The sequence below is a fragment of the Paraburkholderia sp. MM6662-R1 genome (genome assembly GCF_050436245.1).
Classification (GTDB): domain Bacteria; phylum Pseudomonadota; class Gammaproteobacteria; order Burkholderiales; family Burkholderiaceae; genus Paraburkholderia; species Paraburkholderia tuberum.
Genome location: NZ_JBNDLV010000003.1, coordinates 1,268,397 through 1,287,813, shown reverse-complemented (window position 1 = coordinate 1,287,813; position 19,417 = coordinate 1,268,397). Strand labels below are relative to the sequence as shown.

The following is a 19,417-nucleotide window of genomic DNA, read 5'->3' as shown; positions in this document are numbered from 1 at the left end:
TGGTTGGACCGCGTCACGGCCGATCGTCCCCTGTGGCCTCAGATAAAAGTCGTACACGGAAAAAGTGGATGAGACGGTCGACGAGCCTGGCGCGAATGCCTGTACACGTTGGGACAGCTTGATTAGGAAATGATCATTTCCTATAATCGCCGTATGACTACACGCAACCATGCTGCCAGACAGCCACGTGCTCCAGGTCGTCCACGCGAATTCGACATGGACGTCGCGCTGGACGGGGCAATCCAGATTTTTCGTGAGCGCGGTTATCAAGGGACGTCTCTTGGCGACCTTGGGTCCGCGATGGGGCTCACGGCCGGCAGTATCTACAAGGCGTTCGCCGATAAGCGAGCGGTATTCCTTGCCGCGCTCGAGCGCTACATCCATCTACGAAATGACCAGTTGCAGCGCCTGCTCGACGCGGAGCAGACCGGCCGCGACAAGGTACGGGCCATTCTGCGGTTTTATGCTGAGTCTGCAATTGGCGATGAGGGCAAGCGAGGTTGTCTCGTAGTCGGAAGTGCAGTCGACCTGCTGGCCTTCGATGATGAGATCGCGAGTCATGTGGTCGCATCTTTGCAGCGAACGGAGCGTCTGTTGTGTCGTTTGATCCGAGCGGGCCAGACAGACGGTTCGATCGCGTCCGCCGTGGATCCGGACGCTACCGGCCTCGCACTGCTGAGTCTGACGCAAGGTTTGAGAGTCGTCGGCAAAGTCGGGCGATCCCGGGCACACATGATGGCGGCGGCGGATCAGGCCATGCGTCTGTTGGACTAAGCACATCAAGACATAGCATCGCATGACCTCCGCGTGCCGGTCACCCTATTAGGAAACGTACATTTCCTAACATCATCCGCCAATGAGAAAAGCCGCTCAACGGTGTCATCCCCCAACCCAGAGGAGTTTCGTTCGTGAAAACACATCACTCGCCGGTGCCATCAGGGAGTTCCGGATTCGTAAGCACGTTGCCAGTAGCAAGGCCCGTTGCGGGGCTAGCAGGATTCGAGCACAAGTTCGCGACAGTCGACGGACTGAGGCTGCACTACGTCACCGGTGGAAACCCACAGGGCGACGTGGTCGTGTTGCTCGCGGGCTTTCCCGAGAGCTGGTTCGCCTGGCGCAAAGTGATGGGACTGCTCGCAAAGACCTACCGAGTCGTCGCACCGGACCTTCCCGGACAAGGTGATTCGGATCGTCCGATGGACGGCTACGACACACAAGCCCTTGCGAGCCATGTTCACGGTTTGCTCCAGCAACGGGGGATGACCCGGTACTTTCTTGCTGCACACGACATTGGAGCGTGGGTGGCTTTTCCTTACGCCGTAATGTTCGGCGACGAAGTCCGGCGACTCGCGCTGTTGGATGCGGGGATCCCCGGCGTGACGTTGCCTGATGCGTTGCCGAGCGCGCCCGAGCGTGCATGGCGCACCTGGCATTTCGCATTTCACGGGCTACCGGACCTGCCGGAAGTGCTGCTCGCCGGCAAGGAACGTGAATACCTCGACTGGTTCTTGCGGCGAAAGGCGGCCAATAGGCCGCATCATTAGTCACTGCGGGCACTTCATTCCAGAAGAACAACCGCGCGCGGTCGCCGACGAACTCACTGCGTTCTTTGGAAGCGCAGAGGGGTAACGGGGCTACGTGGGCGCAAGATGCCGCGCATGGCTCAGGCGATGCGGGCGTGCTGAAGGACGATCCATGCGGACCACACAAGCAACGCAATGCCGAGCGGCTTGCCGATGGACCTGCCCCAGCTGAAATTCTTCTCGGCCGACATGATCGCGCCCAGCGCCAGCATCCAGCCGACGCTGCCAGTGCCGACCGCGAACATCAGCAGCATCAGGGCCCAACAGCAGCCGATGCAGAAAGCGCCGTGACTGATGCCGAGCGCAAAGCTTTCGCGGCGCGCGCTCCTGCCGCGCCAATGCTCGGTGATGAACATCAGCGGCGAGCGGCATTTGTCGAGACATCGGTGCTTGAGGCTGCTGAACTGATAAAGGCCCGCGAGCGCGACGATCGCGGCGCCGATCAGCCAGCCGTTTGCAAGCAAGCTCGCAGACTGGTCCGCGACCAGATGGAGCGCCGCGTCGAAGCCGTGCGCGAGCACGCCGAACAGCGCCCACATCGTCGCATAACCGACGATCAGAAGCGCCATCAGCGTGCGCCGGTTTGAGTGCGCGACGGTCATCCGCCGGAAGGTGTCGAAGAGCGGGAAGGCGGTCGGCAGCATCATCGCCGCGATCATCAGCAGCCATGCGACGCTGTGCAGCAATGCCGCAATCGTGAGGCTCGCGCCGGGCACCTCACGGCATATCGGGCCGACGAGCGGCAGTTCGGTCCAACTCGCATGATGCAGAAAACGCGCATAGGGCCCCGCGTCCCATATCCATAACGCGATCCACGCGCTGCCCGTCAATGCGACGAAGAGCGGCGCGAACAGCCGCGAGCGTGCGAGCATCTTCACGACGCGAAGCTGAACGATCCCTGAATGGCGTTATGTCCGGTCAAGGCGAGGTCGAGATCGAGCTTTTCGTGCCGCAGTCGGAATGCGTTCGCCTTGCCGACGAAAGCAGGGGAGCCGGGTATCGTCGAAAAGATGCTTTCGACCAGTTTGGTCGGCTCGCCGGTCGGGCCGCGATAGGGCTCCAACTCGGCCTCGATGGCTTCGCCGACTTTCATCCTGCCCTTGCCGTCGACGACCGCGTATTCGATCGGCGCGCGTTCCACGGACACGACTTCGCCGATCAACTGCACGAGATCCGCGATGGGGCCACCGCGCTCGCCACGGTGCACGCTAACCAGGGCGTCGAATTGCGCGTCGCTCGCGCGCTCGTCGACGAACATCGCGACGCGCCAGCCGCCTTTGAGCACGTTGCCGGGAATGAACGCCGCGAACGCGATCGTCAGGCCCGATACATCGACGCCGTCGATCATGCCTTGCTCGTAGTGGTATGCAAGCGCGCTGCGGCAAATGCCGTTATCGGGATCTTCTCCGATCCAGCACGGACACAGCACCTTGCATTCACACACTTCGAGGATGCTGCCCATCAGTTGATAGCTCATTCACGCCTCCGCTGCCGGTTGGCTCCGGCCGGGAAGAACATCGCCGGACATCCTCTGTTGTAGCCGCTAAGCGGGCAGGAATCAAAGTGTTCGGGGCACTGCGAATGATTGAAGCGGCTTACACAGTCGGTGCTTTTGCGGTGCAGGAGGGGCGCAACTCTTATATAAGACATAAGACATTTGACCTTGCATGGGTATTGCAATTAAAATCGCGATCGAAGCAGTGCCCGGCACAGCTTGGAGTGCCTTAAAAGCCTTTCCCTGAAACGCAAATACCAGCAGGTCCCCCATGCTTGAAAATTTTCGTGCTCACGTGGCCGCACGCGCCGCGCTCGGCATTCCTCCCCTGCCGCTGACGGCTCAGCAGACCGCCGAGCTGGTTGAACTCCTGACGAACCCGCCCGCTGGCGAAGAGCAGACGCTGCTCGACCTGATCACCAACCGCGTGCCCGCCGGTGTGGACGAAGCCGCCCGCGTGAAGGCAGGCTTCCTCGCCGCCGTGGCCAACGGCCAGACCGCCTGCGCGCTGATCTCGCGCGCCCGTGCGACGGAACTGCTCGGCACGATGCTGGGCGGCTACAACATCCAGCCGCTGATCGAACTGCTGTCCGACGCCGAAGTGGGCACCGTGGCCGCCGACGCGCTGAAGAAAACCCTGCTGATGTTCGACCAGTTCCACGACGTCAAGGAACTGGCCGACAAGGGCAACGCCAATGCGAAGGCCGTGATGCAGAGCTGGGCCGACGCCGAATGGTTCACGAGCCGTCCGGAAGTGCCGCAAAGCCTGACCATCACCGTCTTCAAGGTGACGGGCGAAACCAACACCGACGACCTGTCGCCGGCCCCGGATGCGACCACCCGTCCGGACATCCCGCTGCACGCACTGGCAATGCTGAAGAACGCGCGTCCCGGTATCACCCCGGAAGAAGACGGCAAGCGCGGCCCGGTCAAGTTCATCGAGTCGCTGAAGGAAAAGGGCCACCTGGTCGCGTACGTGGGCGACGTGGTCGGCACCGGCTCCTCGCGCAAGTCGGCCACCAACTCGGTGCTGTGGTTCACGGGCGAAGACATCCCGTTCATCCCGAACAAGCGCTTCGGCGGCGTGTGCCTCGGCGGCAAGATCGCCCCGATCTTCTACAACACGATGGAAGACGCCGGCGCTCTGCCGATCGAACTCGACGTGTCGCAGATGGAAATGGGCGACGTGGTCGAACTGCGCCCGTACGAAGGCAAAGCCCTGAAGAACGGCGCAGTGATCGCCGAGTTCCAGGTCAAGTCCGACGTGCTGTTCGATGAAGTGCGCGCCGGCGGCCGCATTCCGCTGATCATCGGCCGCGGCCTGACCGCCAAGGCACGCGAAGCGCTGGGCCTCGCCCCGTCGACGCTGTTCCGCCTGCCGCGGCAGCCCGCCAATAGCGGCAAGGGCTTCTCGCTGGCGCAGAAGATGGTCGGCCGCGCTTGCGGTCTGCCGGAAGGCCAGGGCGTCCGTCCGGGCACGTACTGCGAACCGAAGATGACCTCGGTCGGCTCGCAGGACACCACGGGCCCGATGACCCGCGACGAATTGAAGGACCTGGCGTGCCTCGGCTTCTCGGCCGATCTCGTCATGCAGTCGTTCTGCCACACTGCCGCTTATCCGAAGCCGGTGGACGTCAAGACCCACCAGACGCTGCCGAACTTCATCAGCAATCGTGGCGGCATCGCGCTGCGCCCGGGCGACGGCGTGATCCACTCGTGGCTGAACCGCATGCTGTTGCCCGACACCGTGGGCACCGGCGGCGACTCGCACACGCGCTTCCCGATCGGCATCAGCTTCCCGGCCGGTTCGGGTCTGGTCGCCTTCGCGGCCGCCACCGGCACGATGCCGCTGGACATGCCGGAATCGGTGCTGGTCCGCTTCAAGGGCAAGATGCAGCCGGGCGTGACCCTGCGTGACCTCGTCAACGCGATTCCGCTGTACGCGATCAAGCAAGGCACGCTGACGGTTGCCAAGCAAGGCAAGAAGAACATCTTCTCCGGCCGCATTCTCGAAATCGAAGGCCTGCCCGATCTGAAGGTCGAGCAAGCGTTCGAACTGTCGGATGCTTCCGCCGAGCGCTCGGCCGCCGGTTGCACGGTGCACCTGAACAAGGAACCGATCATCGAATACCTGAACAGCAACGTCACGCTGCTGAAGTGGATGATCGCCCAGGGCTACCAGGATCCGCGCAGCCTGCAGCGCCGCATCAAGGCGATGGAGCAGTGGCTGGCCGACCCGCAACTGCTGTCGCCGGATGCCGACGCCGAATACGCAGCCGTCATCGAGATCGATCTCGCCGACATCCACGAGCCGATCGTGGCCTGCCCGAACGATCCGGACGACGTGAAGACGCTGTCCGACGTAGCCGGCGCGAAGATCGACGAAGTGTTCATCGGCTCGTGCATGACCAACATCGGTCACTTCCGCGCCGCGTCGAAGCTGCTGGAAGGTAAGCGCGACATCCCGGTCAAGCTGTGGGTGGCCCCGCCGACCAAGATGGACCAGAAGCAACTGACCGAGGAAGGCCATTACGGCGTCTTCGGCACGGCTGGTGCGCGTACCGAAATGCCGGGCTGCTCGCTGTGCATGGGCAATCAGGCACAGGTGCGCGAAGGCGCGACGGTCATGTCGACGTCGACCCGTAACTTCCCGAACCGTCTCGGCAAGAACACGAACGTGTACCTCGGCTCGGCGGAACTGGCGGCGATCTGCTCACGCCTCGGCAAGATCCCGACCAAGGAAGAGTACATGGCCGACATGAGCGTGCTCAACGCCAACGGCGACAAGATCTATCAATACATGAACTTCGACCAGATCGAGGACTTCAAGGAAGTCGCCGACGCCGTGACGATGTAAGTGTGCTGCCGGGCTACGGCGTGTGGTTCGCGTCGTAGCGCCACGAAATGGCGCCGTGGGCTGAATGCCTGCGGCGCCATTTTTTTTGCGGCGTTCGAGTCGAGGTCCGCGCGCGGCAGCCTCGCCGGCATCGCAGAGGAATCTCAGGGCCTGGCGATAGCCGATCCGCATCGCAAGACAAACCCCGCGACCTGGTCCAACGCGTATCGGGCGCTTGCAAGCTCGTCGGTCGAGCGCTGGAACGCGTGATGGAGTCCCTCGTAGATTTCCAACTGCACCGTGTTTCCCCGCTGGGCAGCGGCAGCCGCGTAGCGACCGAGACGGGACAATCGGTCTATGAAGCGGGTTTGCGCATCATTGGAGATTTCACGGAGCTCGAATCGTCCGTCGGGCGCGGTCAGGTTTCGCTGGCGGGGATGGTCCGGGTCACCGTGGCGCCGGTTTTTGGCCGGCTGTATGTGGTGCCGCGCCTGCCGGCATTTTTCGCCAGGTATCCGAACGTGTCCGTGGACCTGTCGGCCACGGAGCGAACCGTCAATCTGGTCGAGGAGGGCTTCGACCTTCGCCCATATGGGACTGGTTCAAGCGCCGGCGTGGCTCTTTGCGCCGGAGATCGCGAGCGGTGCGGTCGTCAGCCTGTTGCCGGATTTCGCGCCGGCGCCGATGCCCATCCACGCCGTTCATCCTGCCGGCCGACGATTGCCGACCAAGACTCGCGTATTTATCGATTTCGTTTCGGAAATTTTGACGTCTGATCCCGGTCCGGCCTTTGTCCCGGTCAGGACCTAGCGAGTGTTCCGCCGACACCGGATCATGCCGAACAGGGATCGCGGTCCGGCCTTACCGCGCCGCAGCCAATCCCCGGTCGACAAGGCACTTGACCCGTCCGACAATGCTTGGCGAAACACGGTCGAACGGGCTGCGATCCAGGCGTCTTTTTCCAATGCGGCGTGGGTCCCAGGCGGTCGTCCGCGATTTTTTTGACGCCCCCTGTCCGTCAGCATGCGGCCCGCGCGTCATTGTGATGGCGGCCGATGCAATTCATCCGCCTCAACCCCATGACGGAGGCTCAAATGGAATACCTGTTGATGATCTACTCGGAAGAAAACGGCTGGAACAAGATGACCGACAGCGAGCGGCAGCAAGGCGTTGCCGCCTATCACGCGTACACCGAATCGTTGAAGAAAGCGGGGGCTCTGGTGGGGGCCAACCGGCTGCAGCACACGAACACGGCCACCACGGTGCGGCTCGTCGACGGCAAGCCGCAGGTGCTCGATGGACCGTATTCCGATTCGAAGGAGCAACTCGCCGGCTACTACCTGATCGACGTGCCGAACCTCGACGCGGCGATGTCGTGGGCGTCGCGTTGTCCCGGCGCGGCGCACGGCGTCATGGAGGTGCGCCCGGTCTGGACCGCCCCTTACGAGGCACCCACTGCATGAGTGCGTCCGGCGGCGGCCTAGGCGATGACGGCGCCGCGCGGTCGATTGCCGAGGCGGTCGCTCGCCGCAGCTACGGCAAGCTCGTCGCGCTGCTGGCGATGCGCACGCGCGACGTCGCCGCAGCCGAGGACGCGCTCGCCGACGCATTCGCGGCCGCGCTCGCGGACTGGCCGGAGCACGGCTGTCCCGCGAGTCCTGAAGCGTGGCTGATGACGGTTGCGCGCCGCCGGGCGATCGATGGCGCGCGTCATCGCCAGGTTGGCGACGACGTGGCGAACCAGTTGATGATCCTCGCCGACGAGATCGACGAGAGTGAGGCAGGCGCGTTGCCCGACCGGCGGCTTGCGCTGCTGTTCGCGTGCACGCACCCTGCGCTCGAGGCCGCGATTCGGACGCCGCTGATGCTGCAAGTGGTGTTGGGGCTGGAAGCGAAGACGATTGCGTCGGCGTTCCTGATGTCGCCCGCCGCGATGAGCAAACGTCTCGTGCGGGCGAAGACCAAGATCCGCGAAGCGGGCATTCCGTTCAGCGTGCCCGAGCGCGAGGAGCTGCCCGGCCGGCTCGACGCGGTGCTCGAAGCGGTCTATGCGGCGTATGCGGAAGGTTGGACGGACCCGGTCGGCGGCGATACCGAGCGGCGCGACCTCGCCGACGAGGCGCTGTATCTCGCGCAACTGCTCGTCGAATTGCTTCCCGACGAACCGGAAACGTTGGGCCTGCTCGCGCTGATGCTGTTTGCACAGGCGCGGCGTGATGCGCGACGCGATGCGGCTGGCGACTACGTGCCGCTGTCGGCCCAGGACCCTGCAACGTGGAACGCGCCGATGATCGACGCGGCGAACGCACTGCTGCGGCGCGCGAACGCGCTCAACGCAATCGGGCGCTTTCAGCTCGAGGCCGCGCTGCAGTCGGCGCATGTGGATCGCTGCCGGACGCGTCGCCCGAACTGGGACGAGATCGTGCAGCTCTACGATGGGCTGCTCGCCATTGCAGCGTCGCCGGTGGTCGCCGTGAACCGTGCGCTTGCCGTGGCCGAACGCGACGGCCCGCAGGCGGCGCTCGACGCGCTTGCGCCGTATGCGGACGACCCGCGGCTGGCCGACTACCAGCCCTACTGGGCCGCACGCGCCAATCTGCTCGCGCGTACCGGCGCGACTGCGCAAGCACTCGACGCGTACGATCTGGCAATCGGCCTTGAGCGCGATCCGGCCGTGCGCCGGTTCCTGCAGCGCAAGCGAATGGAGCTTGCATCGACGAGCAGTTAGCGGAGTGGGTTGCGTTTGCCTGCTTCGTCAGGTCGGGCGTGGCGGCTTTGCCCCGACAGGCCTGCGCCTGAACCTTACCGCTCCGGCTGCAACAGCCCCCAGCTCACGAGAATCGCCTGGATGCTGCGCGCGTAGGCGTCGCGCTCGTGCGGCGATTCCGAGTGATACGCTCCGATTGCGCGCCATGTGTTGCCGTATCGCACCATCTTCTGCTTGAGCAGCCACGCGGCCACGAAGATATTCACGCACGGGTCCGTAAGCGCGCGGTGCGGAATGCCCCGGCTCTCGAGTTCAGGAAAGTGGATCGAATTGATCTGCAATTGCCCCACGTCGATCGAACCGTTGGCGTTGCGGTTGATGGCGCTCGCGTCGCCTTTCGATTCGCGCCATGCCACGGCGCGCAGCACGTGCGGATTGACGCCCTGGTAAGCGCCGGCCTTGTCGAAGCAATCGTCGGCGGACGGGGCGGCTTGCGCGGTCGAACTGCCGAGCGCCAGCAGCGCCGCCCAGGCGCATAGGGCCCACGACCGCAAAGGGCGGAAGGCGTTGGTCTTGTGCTGGTCCATGGATCGGGGCTCCAGGTCCTGCTTTACTGCGCCAGCGCGGAATCGAGCTGCCGCTCGATGTCCTTGAGATAGGTGCGCGACGCATCGGAGACGACGAGGCGCGGCGTGGGCATCGCGCAGCGGCAATCGTGCTGGTGCGTCATTTTTCTTGTTGTGCGACGTCGAGCGCGGCGCGGGAAGATCGTCGTCGTCGCCGGTGGAGGGCGGCAGCATGGAGAGCGTGGGCAGCGGCGGGTAGACCTTGTCCGCAGAGGCTGTGGTGGCAGCGGTGGCAGTGTCGGCCGCAGTCGCAGGCGCGCTGGTAGCCGGCTGGCCCGCCCATGTGGCCGAACTTAAGCATAGCGATGCCGCGGCGAAAGCAATCAGGCGCATCGTGTCAGCTCCCCGCATGTAGCGGCTGGATCGAGACGCTGTACGTCTGGTTCGTGCCGCTCGTCAGGTTTTCGAGCGTGGGTTTGAGCCCCTGCTGCGGCACGCCCCGCCAGATCGCCTGGTTGATGTACTTGAAGTCCTGGCCCAGCGCCGTTACGCGGATCACAGTGGGCTGCTTCTGCGCGGCGGCGAGCGCACCCGCCTTGGCGAGCACCGTAGTCAGTTGCGGATCGCGCGCGCCGAGTGCATCGGCGGGAATGTCGAACTTCATGATCACGTCCGACACCGCAGGTTTCTCGGCTTGAGCCGTATTGGGCTGCTGCAGTTGTGCGCAGCCTGTTACTAACATTACGGCAAGTAAGAGCACAGCGCGCGTCACGTCGGGGTCTCCAAAGTTTCGTGGCGATGTACGCGTTTTCGGCTTGGGATGCCGAGACTTGATACTAGGGCGCAAACGTTTGCGAAAAAAGAAAGAGTTCGCTCTCGCGGCGCCGCTTCCCGGAAGGTTGCTGCGTGCACCTCCGCCTTCGAGCAAAGAACTTCTTGCCCTGTCGGGTAAAGCCACAACGATTGCTACGCGTACGCTCGTCGGAACGCGATCGACCTGACGCCCCAGTCCGGCAAACCGACTCACGCATACCGCGCGAGAAACATATCCGCCGCCGCTTCCGCGATGCGCTTCTGCTCCTTGGCATCGAGCGGCACTTGCCCCATCGCCACTTGCGGCCAGAAGGCAAAAGCCTTCACGAGCCCCTGCAACTGCAGTGCCGCGAAGACGGGGTCATCGGTCTTGATGCGGCCGTCCGCGGCGGCCGCCCGGACCCACGCCGTCAGATCTTCCTCGCGTTCGCCCATGCGAGCGACCATGTCCCGCGCGCGCTCCGGCGAATGGATGCCAGCCGCGATCGCCACCCGTGCAAGCGACAAAAAGGACTCGTCGTGAAGCAGCCGCAGCTTGCGCTCCAGCAGATCGAGCAACTGCGCGCGCAACGGTTGGTCAGCACGATAAGAGGGTGCATCGCCGTCATGGCTCGCATCCCACAGTTGATGGAGAATCGCCGCGAAAAGTGCTTCCTTGCTCGGGAAATGGTTATAGACCGTGCGCTTCGAGACATTCGCGCGGGCGGCGATACGGTCCATGCTGGTAGCGTCGTAGCCGGCCGCGAGGAATTCCTCGATCGCGGCAGCGACGATCGCGACGCGCTTTCGGTCAGTCAGACGTTGGGGGCGGGCACAGGATTCCATGCAACGATTTTACACTGAGCAGTTTACTTTTCTTTAAGATAATCTACACTGCCGAGTGTACATTTTCTTCGGAAGGTCAACTTCATGACGTCGCTTCCCGCCTTTGTCCGCCGAATGCTCGGCGTGAACGCCGCACAGCGCAGCCGCGCGAGGTTCAGCCTGTCGCCGCAGCATGACGGCGAGCGCTTTCGCAACGTCAAGCCGCGTCCGGCGGAAAGCCTGCGCAAAACGCTCGGCCTCGCGTGGACGGTGCTGTTCAACAAGCCGCGCGGCACCGTGCCGGCCGACGCGTTGCCGGTCGAAAGGCTGACGCGCGCGCAACTCGACGCGGCGCCCGACCGCAGCCTGTACCGGCTCGGTCATTCGACGATGCTGCTGAAGTTGCGCGGCAAGTTCTGGCTGACCGATCCCGTGTTCGCCGAGCGGGCGTCTCCGTTCCGCAATCTCGGTCCGAAGCGCTTTCATGCGCCGCCGATCTCACTCGACGATTTGCCGCCGCTGCACGGCGTGATCCTGTCGCACGATCACTACGACCATCTCGACCGCGAAACCGTGCTGATACTGGCGCAGCGTACCGAGGTGTTTTTGACGCCGCTTGGGGTCGGCGACCGGCTCATCGAATGGGGTATCGACGCGGCAAAGGTCCGGCAATTCGACTGGTGGCAGGGCACGGAGGTCGAGGGTATCGAGTTCACCGCGACGCCCGCGCAGCACTTCTCCGGGCGCAGCCTGTTCGACGGCAACCGGACGTTGTGGGCGTCGTGGGTGATCGTCGATCACGATGTGCGCGTGTTTTTCAGCGGCGACACCGGTTACTTCGAGGGTTTCAGCGCGATCGGCGAGCGCCTCGGACCATTCGACATCACGTTGATCGAAACCGGCGCGTACGACGCGATGTGGCCATACGTCCATATGCAGCCCGAAGAAACCGTGCAGGCGCATATCGACCTGCGCGGCCGCTGGCTCGTGCCGATCCATAACGGCACCTTCGACCTCGCGATGCATCGCTGGCAGGAGCCGTTCGAAAGGGTGACGGGGTTGGCGCTCGCGCGAGGCGTCGCGCTGTCGACACCGCGCATGGGCGAGCGGCTCGATCTGACCGCGGTGCATCGCGGCGAACGCTGGTGGCGCGACGTTGCGCAAACCGCTGCCGTGCCGAAGGCTTCGTGGCGGATGTGCGCGTCGCGCGGGGTCCAGGAGGGGGAGTCGTCCTGAGGTCGTTGGCACCGCCACGTCTTTGCGGCGGACGAGAGCGACCGAGCGGACTGTTTCTCGGCGGCGCGCGGGTGCGGCGCGCGCACGTTGCCGTTCCCGCCGAAGCGCTCGCGACCTCGAAGTACGCTCCGTCGGAACTGTCCGCCGCGGCGTGATATGCAACCGTCGATCTGCGCGTTAATTCTTCAGGTCGGCGAGAATGCGTTCCGCGAGAAAATCGCACACAGGCCGTTTCGAAGCGGCACTTCGCGCCAGCACGACTTCAAGTGTGCCGATTTCCGGCAGGCCGTTCGCGGTTCCCAGCAGCGAGAAGTGAGCCGGTACCGCGCACTTGGCCAAAGGAGTCACTGCGAGTCCGGCCTCGGCCATCGTCAGCAGACCCAGCAGACTCGGACTTTCATACGAGGTTCGATAGGTGATGCGCGCGCGCTCCAGGCTCCGGATGGCTTTCTCCCGCGCGACGCTGCCGGGCAAAAACACGGCGATCGGCAAGGGCCTTTCACGCCAGATCTCGGTCGCGCCTGGCGCGGCGGCCCAGACCATCGGTTCGTGACGCAGGAACTCGCCGTGCAATCCTTTCACGCGCGTGGCGCAGACGAGATCGACCGTGCCGTCTTTCAACATGGGCTCGAGAGCGACGCTTGGCAGGCCCACTACCTGAATCTCCACCTTCGGATAGGTCGCCGAAAATTTCTTGAGGATCGGCGGGAACAGTGACGTCGCATAGTCGTCAGGCACGCCGATCACCACGCGTCCGGTCACGTCGGGCCGTACCACCGCTGCCCACGCTTCGTCGCGCAGGGCGATCATCCGCCGCGCGTAGGTCAACAGCATTTCGCCGTCCTGCGTCGGCACCACGCTGCGAGGCTTGCGCACGAAAAGCGCCTTGCCGAGCGCCGTCTCGAGCGTCTTGATCTGCATGCTCACCGCCGATTGCGAACGATGCACGACCTGCGCCGCGCGACTGATCGTGCCGGCGTCCGCGACCGCGATGATCATGGACAGCACGTCCAGATCGAGCGCTTTCATTTCCGTTGCCATGATGGTTGATATCAGAAAAGTAGATCGATTCCATCAATATTATGCGATTTTCTTTTGCGAGCACATCCTCGATAGTGGCGACAAAGGAGCCCTGTGATGAATGCACGTATCAGCCCATCGATTCTGGCCTCGGCCGTTGGCGCGTCCGCGCCATCGTTTGTGACCACCGCATCGAGTCTTGCGATACCGTATGTCGAGTCCGGGCGCGGCGAGCCGATGGTGTTCGTGCACGGCTCGCTTTGCGACTATCGCTATTGGGACGCCCAGATGGCCTCCCTGTCGGGCGGGTTTCGCTGCTTCGCGCCGAGCTTGAGCCATTACTGGCCCGAGATCGATGCATTTGGACACAGCGACTTCAGTTGGGAGGCGCACGTCGAGGAAATTGCCGGATTCATCACGGCGCTCGACCTTGCTCCCGTTCATCTGGTCGGTCACTCGCGGGGTGGGTGCGTGGCTTTCCATCTCGCGCGCGAATTTCCGCGCCTCGTGAAAACGCTGACGCTAGCCGATCCCGGCGGCCCGCTGCAAACCGAACCGAGGGGGCAGCCCGCGTTCATGCCGCCGGCGACCAACGTGTTGCGCGCACGGGTCGCGGAACTGATCGAGCGGGGCGAGTTCGACGCCGGCTTGTCGATGTTCGTCGACTCGGTGAGCATGCCGGGGTTCTGGAACAAAAGCCCGGAGAGCTTTCGTCGCATGGCGCTCGACAACGCGCTCACGCTGCCAAAGCAGTTGCTCGATCCGCTTCCCGCCTATACGCCGGAAGCCGCGCGCGATATCAAGTGCCGTACGTTGTTGATCGACGGCCAGAAAAGTCCCCGTATGTTCCGCAATACTGTCGACAAGCTCGAACAGTGGATCGAGTTTGCCGAACGCGAAACGATCGACGGTGCGTCGCATGGGATGAATGTCGCGAGACCGGATGCGTTCAACAGGGCGGTTGCGACTTTCGCGGCGTAGCCCGGTTGACGGGAGAGTGCTCCGGCGTGCACGCTGGTTTTCCCGGCCAGCAAGGTATCGATCTTGTGATCCTGGGCCAGCAACTCGGCCGCCGTACTCGAATGAACGACCGATTCGCGCTCGAACACCACGGCGTTGTGCGTGATGCCCAGCGCCTTGCGCGCGTTCTGCTCGACCAGAATCACTGAGAGGCCTTCGCGGATGATCTCCGAGAGGATGCGCATCAAGTCCTGCACGATAATCGGCGCGAGGCCCTCGAGCAGTTCGTCGAGCAGCAGCACCTTGGGATTGAGCATCAGCGCGCGGCCGATGGCCAACATCTGCTGCTCGCCGCCGGAGAGCTGGTTGCCCATATCGGCGCGGCGCTCCTGCAGGCGCGGGAACATCCGGTAGATGCGAGCCAGATCCCACGGACCGGACACGGCGATCGCCGTCAGGTTCTCTTCGACCGTCAGCGACTTGAAGATATTGCGTTCCTGCGGCACCCAGCCGATGCCGGCCAGCGCGCGCTGGCACGGTCGTAGTCCGCGCTTTGCTTCACGAGCCGCGCACCCACTTCGGGACGCGCCAGCGATTTCGACGGCTTCAGCCGAAGCGCGCTGCCTCTTCATTGGGCGGCCAGCGGCAGCCGGACACAGTTCTTGCTCGCGTATTCATCGATTCATCAATTCGGCGGGGCCAGGCGCAAAGCCGGCACGCATAGTGCTGACACGCGAGCGCCGTCGTGCCAGCGGGCGACTCGGGCGCAGCGTCGAGCGAACCCGCGGTCACGACAATGCCCGAGGCCACGCAACCGGGCCCTCGACCACAAGGAGGAGTTTCAATGAAAGACATCGATCTGAACCAGCGCGTAGAAGAAATCGAACTGGCTCTTTCCACCCTATTCGAGTCGCCGAAGGCGCCCGCGATCAGCAGCTACGACGACGGCCGGACGTTCTTCATCCAGGCCTCCTGGGTCGTCGAGTCACATGGCGACACGACGCTGGATGCGCGATGCGTGCTCACACTCCACTTTTCGGATTCGCAGATTCAGCGTTACGCGCAGATGGACACGGCACAACGTATCCTCGTGCGCGAACGCCTCTGCCAAATGGTCCGCGATCGACCCCGACCGGAAGGCGGTGAGTTGCCCTTGCGAGGAGAGTGCGCCGAAGACCTGCAGGTGGAGGATCGGCTGCTGGATGTCGACGATCAGCTCTGATCCATCGCGGACGGCGTACGTCCGCGGCTTGGCGATTGGCTGTCCGAGCCGGCAGCCGCCTGCCAATCGAGTTGCGCTCGAATCTCCACGATGTAGCGAGGTCGAAAAGTGACTAGCACGATTCTTCGCTCGGGACCGGGGGCGGGAGCGACTCGAGCAACTTCACGAGCCTTGCCTGCTGCTGCGGAGTCAGTCCTTGAGTAGCGCTCACCTGCTGAACACGCGCGCGCCAGTAGGTCCGGCTGAACAACGAATCCGCGCCATCGGAGGAGAGGATCCGTTCGAGATGGGAAATCGCATCTCCAGCGGTCAGGGGTGTATAGGGGCTCTCCCTGTCCGGGGGCCCTTTCTTGATTGTTGTTTTCATCCACTTCTCTCAGGTGGTGACCGGCCGGGTCCGGTCGTATACGTCCGGCTTCAATTGGCCGGTTCGTGCCAAACAACCCATGCGGGGCGCGGGGCGCGCGTGGCGACGCGACCCATTGCTAGCGGCACGGCCCCGGTGTTCAGCAAAGCTCCGCGGCGGCCACCCACGGCATCGTCTCGAACTGCCTGAGAACGGTGTGCAGCGATCCGGAGAGCTTGTCGGCAAACGCGATCGTCATGTCTTCGACGTCACGTTTACGGTTGCTCGTAATCCGTACGTCCTCGATGGCATCCGCGACCGGCATCAATACCTGCCACACTGCGGCGACCCGCATGCAGCCGCGCCTCGCACGAACCGTAATCTGATGGCCTGTGGCCTTTAGTTGTCCGGGGGTTTCCGGTGTCATTCTTCAGCCCTCTCGATGTATCTGATTTGTTATTGGCACGGACGATGCATCTACATTCGCCCGCGCGGTTGATGCCACCACTCATGATGATCCAGATGTCGTAGCAGTCGTGCCCGTCTGCGCTCACGGCGATAGTGATCAATCACCATCAGCATTGCGATGCTGAGGGCCGAGCCCCCAATGATCAGGCCCATCCAGGTCTCACTCATGACACGTTCCTCTCATGGAAGCACAGGGGTGTTGCGTGAATGGTTCACGCCGCTTCGTCCGATGTTCCGGCGCATACCGGCGCGGTGTGTCGCGTTACTGCATGTGCTGGCCACCGTTGATCGCGATGTTGGAGCCGGTCACGAAGCCGGCATCATCCGAGCAGAGATAGAGCACGAGCGCCGCGACTTCCTCGGGCTTGCCGAGACGGCCCATCGGGATATGCGGCAGGACCTTCGTATCGAGAATCTCCTGCGGAATCGCGGTGACCATCCTGGTGGCCAGGTAGCCCGGCGAAATCGTGTTGACGGTGACCCCTTTGCGCGCCACTTCCAGTGCCAGCGACTTGGTGAAGCCGTGCATGCCGGCCTTGGCCGCGGCGTAGTTGGTCTGGCCGACCGAGCCTTTTGAACCGTTGACGGACGAAATATTGACGATGCGCCCCCAGCCTCGTGCGACCATCTCTTCGCACAGCGGCTTGGTCATGTTGAAGACCGAATCGAGGTTCGTGCGAATGACCGCATCCCAGTTCACCTTGTCCATCTTCCTGAGGGTCATGTCCTGGGTGATCCCCGCGTTGTTGATCAGGATGTCGACCGGGCCGACCTCCGCCCGAACCTTGTCCGCGCAACGCTGGCATGAGTCGTAGTCGGCCACATCGACGGGGTAAGCGCGGAAGCTCCGGCCCTGAGTTTCCATGTCAGCCAGCCATTTGTCCGCACCGGTGTTGTTCGGCGAGTGCGTGACTACCACCGCATACCCTGCGTCGTGCAGTTTCGTACTGATCGCTTCTCCCAGGCCGCCCATGCCGCCCGTTACTACTACGATTCGTTTCGTCATCCTTTCCATCCGTGATCGTAATGTCTGCGAGGATCGTGAATACCCAATGGCCGTCTCGCATACCCGCCATCGCTTTGCCACAATGCGCTGCCGCCTCCAGCGTCAAGGGAGGAACGGCTGCGGCATTGATTGAACTGCGCGGGTTTTTATAGGCTTGTGGTATTGCGCGAATGGAGCCGGGTGCGTCAGCTCGCGGCGATATGCCGCGCCGGCGCACTGCTCAAAGATTCCAGATGCCCCGAATGGTGTTTCTCGCCTGCCGGTTCAGGGCGGCGAGTTTCTGCGCCCTTCAAACACTTCGCTGGCGAGCGAAAGAAAAATCGACGCATTCGTTCGGCAGAATTTCAGCAAAACTTCGGACGAAAGGTCTCTCATTGCTTCTCCCTCGATTGATTTCGAACCCGCTTGCCCCGGAGACGACATGCGCAATGAATGTGCTGAATGTCGGTCGCAGAGGATTCCGGAGCAAAAGTGTTATAAGTAAGACTAAATAAACACCACAAAACCAGTTCGCCCGGATCGCACTTCTGATCGTCGGTATTCAACAGTCGAATGACGACACGTGTCCATAATCGGGTCGCGGCCAATCGATTGGCCATAACCCTCGTCAATCCTGCCGTGCCACTGACCGGATGCTTCGCCCTCTACTTCAACTGTCATGAAATGACATAACAATCGATTTTAGAAGGTTAATTCTAACTTCGAAATGTTAAATTTTTGAGAAGAAAGGCTAGGTGAATACCCTATCCAGAAAGGTCGGCTGTCAGGGGCGTAGTCGAGCTAAGTCGACGTTTGAACGTCCGAACGAAGGACGCGAATGGCCAGCGATGATGAGTGCGCTCTCCGATTGCTTCGCAGAGCACCCCAACAATGTCACGAAAATGACCGAAATGACAGGACACTGCAGTGAGCACCACCCGGATGCATCATTGCATGTTATGCAAGAAAATGACAATTCAGCCGACCCTGTCAGACACTTCTGCCTGGGCCCGGCCGGCTCGCTCTGCACGAGGGGGCGGCTGCCCAGGGAGCGTCGCTCGTCCGCGGCGCGTGCTGTAGAGAATGACGAACGCTGCGGCGCGGCACGCATAGCGAATGCGTGTCGGCAGCGGTGAACGGGACCGGGTTTCGAAGGGCAACGCAGGCGCACATAAAACACCGTTCGCACGCGAGCGTAAGATGGAAGCGATTGATCGATGAGTTTCAAGGAGGCGCCATGAAGGCGGTGTGCCCGCTGCACGGGCCAACGACCGTCGTCGGCACGAACGCGTATGGGTTTCCGATCTATGCCTGTTGCCGCGACGACGTTCCTTATGTCACGCCGCCGGACGCCTGTACGCGTGAATCGGCGCAACGCGGACAAGAATCGAAGCCGCCACCGCGGCAGCCTCAGGCAAACAAGGAACCACGCTGACGTTCGCGGGCAACGTCATACCCGCAGCGAAACCTTATCGGCTCCAGTTGCAGTCGATCAACGCATCAACGAGGCGCCAGTCCTGCCAGTCGCAAAAGTCGAGCATCAGCGTGCCGCGTGGTTCCGGACGAGCCGCGAGTCGCTCAGCAAGTTGCTCGTGAATGCCGCGATGCCGTGTATCGCCACACGCCACGACGACCGGCGGCGCCGCCATCCCCGTGCCGCTGCAAAAGTTGATGACCCACCGCTCGTCGCACAGAGCGGGGGCGAGGTTCAACAGTGAATCGATGGCGCGCCATTTGTAAGCGATCGATGTCGGCACCGGCACGCGAAACTCGTCCTGAATGGTGAATGGCGCCGGCACGACGTCGATATCGAACGTCGCGTTCTCGGGCCAGACTGTCAGGTCGATGCCGAGCGGCGCTTCACTCGCGAAGCGCCGCAGTAGCACGATGCTCCCGCGTACCGCCTCCAGCCGCGGCCGCCCGGAAGCAAGGTGCCAGCGCACATCCGCATGTCTTTCCACATACGATTCGAAGGTCGCGGCAAACGCGCGGGCGCAGTCGCGCGCGGGCCATTCGTCCTTGACGGACATGACGATACATTCGCCGCGGTGAAGCGCGAGAAACTGCGCGCATGTCCGCACCACATCGTCGAAAGTCAGATCCAGCGAGATGCCGCCATGATGAATCGCGAAGCGATCACGCACATGGCGGCAGCGGATGTCGAGGACCCGCACGCCATGGTGCAACTGATCGTCGAGCGTGGCATGCTGCGTGCGCGCGAGCCGGTCATCGACCGTGTAGGCGCAGGTGTCATGGCTGCCCGGCAAGGTCAGTGCGGACAGCAAGCGGCTGCCATCGATGGCCGACATCCAGTCAGCCGGCGAAACGGTGTGATCAGTCAGGGCAGGGCGCAAGAAAACCTCTGGATAAGCAAAG

General features: G+C 62.9%; 19 protein-coding genes and 2 pseudogenes. 10 read left to right on the top strand and 11 right to left on the bottom strand.

Going from position 1 to position 19,417, the window contains the following annotated elements:
* Window positions 1–216 precede the first annotated feature (216 nt).
* Together OKW39_RS28875 and OKW39_RS28870 are read left to right on the top strand one after the other, a co-directional pair.
* A complete protein-coding gene (locus OKW39_RS28875) occupies window positions 217–774 on the top strand; it encodes a TetR/AcrR family transcriptional regulator (protein WP_090810894.1) in 558 nt (185 codons plus the stop codon).
* Between the two features lie 296 nt (window positions 775–1,070).
* Window positions 1,071–1,544, top strand: a complete 474-nt coding sequence (locus tag OKW39_RS28870) for an alpha/beta fold hydrolase (protein ID WP_429564185.1) — start codon at window positions 1,071–1,073, stop codon at window positions 1,542–1,544.
* A gap of 119 nt (window positions 1,545–1,663) precedes the next feature.
* On the opposite strand, the gene OKW39_RS28865 is transcribed toward OKW39_RS28870, so the two are convergent.
* Both OKW39_RS28865 and OKW39_RS28860 read right to left on the bottom strand, forming a co-directional pair.
* Window positions 1,664–2,455, bottom strand: a complete 792-nt coding sequence (locus tag OKW39_RS28865) for a DUF2182 domain-containing protein (RefSeq protein WP_090810896.1) — start codon at window positions 2,453–2,455, stop codon at window positions 1,664–1,666.
* Window positions 2,456–2,457: 2 nt separating this feature from the next.
* Complete coding sequence (locus tag OKW39_RS28860) at window positions 2,458–3,060, bottom strand: DUF1326 domain-containing protein (protein WP_090810898.1); 603 nt, start codon at window positions 3,058–3,060, stop codon at window positions 2,458–2,460.
* Window positions 3,061–3,349: 289 nt separating this feature from the next.
* Here OKW39_RS28860 and acnB point away from each other — a divergent pair, with 289 nt between their 5' ends.
* The 5 genes and pseudogenes from acnB to OKW39_RS28835 all read left to right on the top strand — a co-directional run bounded on the left by acnB (window position 3,350) and on the right by OKW39_RS28835 (window position 8,642).
* Window positions 3,350–5,935 carry a bifunctional aconitate hydratase 2/2-methylisocitrate dehydratase gene (acnB, locus tag OKW39_RS28855; protein WP_429564184.1) on the top strand — a complete coding sequence of 862 codons (2,586 nt, stop codon included), beginning with the start codon at window positions 3,350–3,352 and terminating at the stop codon, window positions 5,933–5,935.
* 47 nt (window positions 5,936–5,982) lie between these two features.
* A pseudogene (locus OKW39_RS28850) lies at window positions 5,983–6,438 on the top strand (hypothetical protein); the annotation flags it as partial.
* Window positions 6,392–6,724, top strand: coding sequence for a LysR substrate-binding domain-containing protein (locus OKW39_RS28845; RefSeq protein WP_429564286.1), 333 nt, complete (start codon window positions 6,392–6,394; stop codon window positions 6,722–6,724). The pseudogene OKW39_RS28850 and the gene OKW39_RS28845, both read left to right, overlap by 47 nt.
* A 284-nt stretch (window positions 6,725–7,008) precedes the next feature.
* Window positions 7,009–7,377, top strand: a complete 369-nt coding sequence (locus tag OKW39_RS28840; RefSeq protein WP_018422516.1) for a YciI family protein — start codon at window positions 7,009–7,011, stop codon at window positions 7,375–7,377.
* Window positions 7,374–8,642, top strand: a complete 1,269-nt coding sequence (locus tag OKW39_RS28835; RefSeq protein WP_429564183.1) for an RNA polymerase sigma factor — start codon at window positions 7,374–7,376, stop codon at window positions 8,640–8,642. The genes OKW39_RS28840 and OKW39_RS28835 overlap by 4 nt, the downstream gene beginning before the upstream one ends.
* Window positions 8,643–8,716: 74 nt before the next feature.
* On the opposite strand, the gene OKW39_RS28830 is transcribed toward OKW39_RS28835, so the two are convergent.
* The 3 genes from OKW39_RS28830 to OKW39_RS28820 all read right to left on the bottom strand — a co-directional run bounded on the left by OKW39_RS28830 (window position 8,717) and on the right by OKW39_RS28820 (window position 10,825).
* Window positions 8,717–9,208, bottom strand: a complete 492-nt coding sequence (locus tag OKW39_RS28830) for a lytic transglycosylase domain-containing protein (RefSeq protein WP_184067903.1) — start codon at window positions 9,206–9,208, stop codon at window positions 8,717–8,719.
* A 376-nt stretch (window positions 9,209–9,584) separates the two neighbouring features.
* Window positions 9,585–9,959, bottom strand: coding sequence for a hypothetical protein (locus OKW39_RS28825; protein ID WP_429564182.1), 375 nt, complete (start codon window positions 9,957–9,959; stop codon window positions 9,585–9,587).
* A 251-nt stretch (window positions 9,960–10,210) separates the two neighbouring features.
* Window positions 10,211–10,825, bottom strand: a complete 615-nt coding sequence (locus OKW39_RS28820) for a TetR/AcrR family transcriptional regulator (protein WP_429332682.1) — start codon at window positions 10,823–10,825, stop codon at window positions 10,211–10,213.
* A gap of 84 nt (window positions 10,826–10,909) precedes the next feature.
* On the opposite strand from OKW39_RS28820, the gene OKW39_RS28815 reads away from it, so the two are divergent.
* The gene (locus OKW39_RS28815) at window positions 10,910–12,040 is read left to right on the top strand and encodes an MBL fold metallo-hydrolase (RefSeq protein WP_429564181.1); all 1,131 of its coding nucleotides are present in this window, start codon (window positions 10,910–10,912) and stop codon (window positions 12,038–12,040) included.
* 177 nt (window positions 12,041–12,217) lie between these two features.
* Here OKW39_RS28815 and OKW39_RS28810 read toward each other — a convergent pair whose 3' ends face one another.
* On the bottom strand, window positions 12,218–13,069 hold the full coding sequence (locus OKW39_RS28810; RefSeq protein ID WP_184069590.1) for a LysR substrate-binding domain-containing protein: 852 nt from the start codon (window positions 13,067–13,069) through the stop codon (window positions 12,218–12,220).
* Window positions 13,070–13,177: 108 nt separating this feature from the next.
* On the opposite strand from OKW39_RS28810, the gene OKW39_RS28805 reads away from it, so the two are divergent.
* On the top strand, window positions 13,178–14,041 hold the full coding sequence (locus tag OKW39_RS28805) for an alpha/beta fold hydrolase (protein ID WP_090810915.1): 864 nt from the start codon (window positions 13,178–13,180) through the stop codon (window positions 14,039–14,041).
* Window positions 14,042–14,085: 44 nt separating this feature from the next.
* Here the strand turns inward: OKW39_RS28805 and OKW39_RS28800 are convergent.
* Window positions 14,086–14,562, bottom strand: a pseudogene (locus OKW39_RS28800) (ATP-binding cassette domain-containing protein); the annotation flags it as partial.
* A gap of 302 nt (window positions 14,563–14,864) precedes the next feature.
* On the opposite strand from OKW39_RS28800, the gene OKW39_RS28795 reads away from it, so the two are divergent.
* Entirely contained in the window at window positions 14,865–15,242 is a 378-nt protein-coding gene (locus tag OKW39_RS28795) for a DUF3022 domain-containing protein (RefSeq protein WP_090810917.1), read from the top strand.
* A gap of 112 nt (window positions 15,243–15,354) precedes the next feature.
* Here the strand turns inward: OKW39_RS28795 and OKW39_RS28790 are convergent, their stop codons facing one another.
* From OKW39_RS28790 to OKW39_RS28775, 4 genes are all read right to left on the bottom strand, one after another.
* On the bottom strand, window positions 15,355–15,609 hold the full coding sequence (locus OKW39_RS28790) for a hypothetical protein (RefSeq protein WP_090810919.1): 255 nt from the start codon (window positions 15,607–15,609) through the stop codon (window positions 15,355–15,357).
* 139 nt (window positions 15,610–15,748) lie between these two features.
* Window positions 15,749–15,943 carry a hypothetical protein gene (locus OKW39_RS28785; protein WP_429564180.1) on the bottom strand — a complete coding sequence of 65 codons (195 nt, stop codon included), beginning with the start codon at window positions 15,941–15,943 and terminating at the stop codon, window positions 15,749–15,751.
* Between the two features lie 375 nt (window positions 15,944–16,318).
* Window positions 16,319–17,062, bottom strand: a complete 744-nt coding sequence (gene phbB / locus OKW39_RS28780; protein WP_090811854.1) for an acetoacetyl-CoA reductase — start codon at window positions 17,060–17,062, stop codon at window positions 16,319–16,321.
* 1,448 nt (window positions 17,063–18,510) lie between these two features.
* Window positions 18,511–19,395, bottom strand: a complete 885-nt coding sequence (locus tag OKW39_RS28775) for a phosphatidylinositol-specific phospholipase C (protein WP_429564179.1) — start codon at window positions 19,393–19,395, stop codon at window positions 18,511–18,513.
* Between the last annotated feature and the right edge of the window lie 22 nt (window positions 19,396–19,417).